This is a genomic window from Frankia sp. R82 (assembly GCF_023716925.1).
Lineage (GTDB): Bacteria > Actinomycetota > Actinomycetes > Frankiales > Frankiaceae > Frankia.
The window spans coordinates 1-3,901 of the sequence record NZ_JAMQQG010000102.1 but is presented as its reverse complement, the minus strand read 5'-3'; the positions used below and the strand labels follow the sequence as shown (position 1 = coordinate 3,901).

At 67.8% G+C, this 3,901-nt stretch carries 1 protein-coding gene; it reads left to right on the top strand.

What is annotated here, in order from left to right; genetic code table 11:
• Positions 1-19: 19 nt before the first annotated feature.
• Positions 20-3,901, top strand: a 3,882-nt coding sequence (locus ND747_RS15765; protein WP_308204640.1) for an SDR family NAD(P)-dependent oxidoreductase, incomplete at its 3' end; no start/stop codon positions are given.

Genomic DNA, 3,901 nt, shown 5'->3' with positions numbered 1-3,901 from the left:
GTTGGCCGACCGTGCTGGTGTGTGGGTCGCGGCTGTTAACGGACCGCGAGCTGTGACGGTCTCCGGTGAGCAGGCGGCTGTTGAGGAGATCGTCGCTCTAGCGGCTGGTGCGGGGATCCGGGCGCGGCTTCTGCCGGTTAGTCATGCATTCCACTCACCGCTGATGGATCCGATGTTGGAGGAGTTCGCCGCTGTCGCTGCGGGTGTCGCCTTTCGGGAGCCGTCGGCGGCTGGGCGGCGGGAGTGGACGTCGCCGGAGTACTGGGTGCGGCAGGTCCGTGAACCCGTCCCTTATGCCGAGGCCCTCACCGAAGCCCGGGGCGACTTCCTGGTCGAGATCGGTCCGGATGGAAGTCTGACCTCTCTCGCCCGGACCAGTGACCATCCGGTTGCGGCGGTGGCGTTGTCGCGTCGGGATCAGCCGGAGTCGGATGCGGTCATCGCCGGGTTGCTGGAGTTGTGGACTGTGGGCGGGCCGGTCAGGCAGGCTGCTCTGGCCGCGCTGATTCCCGGTGCCGCGGTTCCCGGTCGGGTCGTTCCGCTGCCCACGTATCCGTTCCAGCGGGATCGTTATTGGCTCGCTCCTGCTGCTGCGGGTACTGGTCAAGCGGCTGGGGGGCATCCGCTGCTGGGTCCGGTGGTGGAGGTGCCGGGTGGGGTGATGCTGGCGGGGCGGGTGTCGCTGAACACCCATCCGTGGCTGGCCGATCACGTAATCGCCGACGCTGTGGTCGTTCCCGGCGCCGCGATCGTCGAGCTTGCCATCGCCGCTGGGGATCGGGTGGACTGTTCGGTGCTGGACGAGCTCGTCATCCACGCCCCCTTGCTGATCCCGACGTCCGGTGTCGTCGAGATTCAGGTGCACGTTACCGATGCCGACACCGACTCCGCTGGGCGTCGGCCGGTGACGGTGAGTTCGCGCCTGGTCGGAACGCAGGAGTGGCAGCGGAACGCCGAGGGCTTCCTCACTCCCACCGCCGATGACGCTGGGGCGCAGGCGGTGGCGTTCGAGGCATGGCCGCCGTCGGGAGCACGTCGGGTGTCTCTGGACGATTTCTATGAGCGGCTCGCCGATAACGGCTATGGGTATGGGCCGCTGTTCCAGGGCCTGACAGCAGTCTGGGTGTGGGAAGGGGAGTTGTTCGGCGAGGTCACCCTTCCCGAGGGCGCCGATATCGACGGATACGGAATCCACCCCGCCCTCTTGGACGCCGCCCTGCACATCTCCATGGTCGCCACGCCGGCCGGTGACACCGGCGAAGTGATCGTTCCGTTCGCGTGGAACCGTGTCATCCTCCATGCCACCGGCGCCACCGCCCTTCGGATCCGCGCGACCCTGGGCTCCGGCGGGTTGGCGATGGACCTGGCCGACCCCGCGGGCGAGCCGGTCCTGACCTTGGGAGCCCTCACCTCACGGCCCATCAGCGCCACCGAGCTCAACGCTCCCACCGCCCCCGCTCGCGGTGCGATGTTCGCCGTCGACTGGAGCCCCCTGTCCGGCGGCGAGGTTGATGGCGCGAGCCGGCCGGGCAGCGCTGTGATCGCGGATGTGGCGGGTCTGGAGGCCTTGGTCGAGGACGTGCCGGAGTGGCTGGTTCTCGATGTGGATCCGCTTGCCGCTGGTTTTGAGCCGGATGAGTTGGTGCGGGTGCGGGTGGTGTTGGCGCGGGTGTTGGAGGTGTTGCAGGCGTTCACGTCCGGGTCGGCTTTTGGTGGGGCTCGGTTGGCGGTGGTGGTTCGGGGTGCGGGTGGTGACCCGGTCGCGGCCGCGGTGGCGGGGTTGGTGCGCTCGGCGCAGTCGGAGAATCCCGGCCGGATCCTGCTGGTGGATCTCGGCTCTGAGGCTGCGGGGCCTCCGGATCTCACGGGTGTGCTGGAGCAGGCTGCCGCTGATGGGGAGTGGGAGATTCGGCTGGGGGAGGGTCTGGTCGAGGTGCCTCGGCTTGCCCGAGTCGTTGAAGAGGATCTCCTGGCTGGGGGTGTGGGTGCCGGTTGCGTGGTGGTGACCGGTGGGACCGGGACGTTGGGCGGCCTCGTAGCCCGGCATCTCGTCACCGCACACGGAGTCCGGAATCTGATGCTGGTCTCACGGCGAGGCCCGGCCGCTGAAGGAGCCGCACGGTTGCGCGCCGAGCTACAGGCCGCCGGCGCCCGGGTGCGGATCGTGGCCTGCGACGTCGCTGATCGTGATCAGGTCGAGGCGTTGCTCGCTGGAGCATCGGCGCCGCTCAGCGGGGTGATTCACACCGCCGGGGTTCTGGATGACGCGGTTCTGGGTGGGTTGACTCCGGAGCGGTTGGACGTGGTGTTGCGTCCGAAGGCGGATGCGGCCACGCATCTGGATGAGCTGACCCGCGGGCTCGGGTTGGCGGCGTTCGTCGTGTTCTCCTCGGGCGCGGGGGTGCTGGGTACTCCGGGGCAGGGAAACTACGCGGCGGCGAACTGCTATCTCGACGCTTTGGCCGCCAGGCGGCGGGCGGCTGGTGAGGCTGCGGTATCCCTGGCCTGGGGTTACTGGGCTGAGGCGAGCACGATCACCGGGCATCTGACCCAGACTGACCTGGCCCGCATGGGCCGAGCCGGTATCGGCGCGCTGAGCGCTGAAGAGGGCATGGCGTTGCTGGATCGTGCGCTGGCCTCACGGCATGCAACGCTAGTTCCGATGGTGCTGGATCCAGCGGTCCTGCGCCGTCAGGACGGGCCTGTTCCCGGTCTGTTGCGGGCTTTGGCTGGGGCTCGGCGTCGGACTGCCGCTACTGGTGCCGTGGATGTGTTGCGGTCGACGCTGGCTGGGATGGCGGCGGGCGATCAGGTTGACTATCTGGCCGGGTTGGTGCGTGCTGAGGCGTCGGTTGTTCTTGGTGGCGCGGGTCGGGATCTGGTTCGGGTTGATCAGGCGTTCAATGATGCGGGCTTCGATTCGCTGACCTCGGTGGAGCTTCGCAATCGTCTAAGTGTTTTGGCTGGGATGCCGTTGCCGGCGACGTTGGTGTTCGACTATCCGACGCCGTTGGCGTTGGCTGATTATCTGCTGGGCGAGCTGGTTGGCGCCGTTCCGGTTGCTGTTGTTCCTGCCGTGAGGTCTGTGACGGATGAGCCGGTGGCGGTCGTGGGTGTGGGGTTGCGGCTGCCTGGTGGTGTGGATGGTCCGGCTGCTTTGTGGGGGTTGCTGTCCTCGGGTATGGACGTGGTGGGGGAGTTCCCGACCGATCGGGGTTGGGATCTGGAGGGTTTGTTCGATCCGGATCCTGATGCTGCCGGGAAGTCCTACGTTCGTGAGGGCGGTTTCCTCGCTGACGCGGCGGGGTTCGATGCGGGGTTCTTTGGGATTAGTCCGCGTGAGGCGTTGGCGATGGATCCGCAGCAGCGGTTGCTGTTGGAGACGTCGTGGGAGGCGTTGGAGCGTGCGGGGATCGACCCGTCCTCCCTGCGGGGTCAGCGCGTGGGTGTCTACGTCGGACTGATCGCCAACGACTATCTCTCTGCCGCTGGAACGGTGCCTGAGACCGAGGGGTACCGGGCGACGGGCGCGATCTCCAGTGTGGCGTCGGGACGTATCTCCTATGTGCTGGGTCTGGAAGGTCCGGCGGTGACCGTGGACACCGCATGTTCATCCTCGCTGGTGGCGTTGCATCTGGCGGCTCAGGCGTTGCGTGCGGGTGAGTGCTCGATGGCCTTGGCCGGCGGCGTGACCGTGATCGCGCATCCCGGGGTGTTCATCGAGTTCTCCCGGCTCCGCGGTGTCGCCCCCGACGGCCGGTGCAAAGCGTTCTCAGATGAGGCGGACGGTGTGGGCTGGGGCGAGGGCGCGGGGATGTTGGTCCTGGAGCGTCTGTCGGATGCGCGGCGGCTCGGGCATGAGGTCCTGGCTGTGGTCCGGGGCAGTGCGGTGAATCAGGAT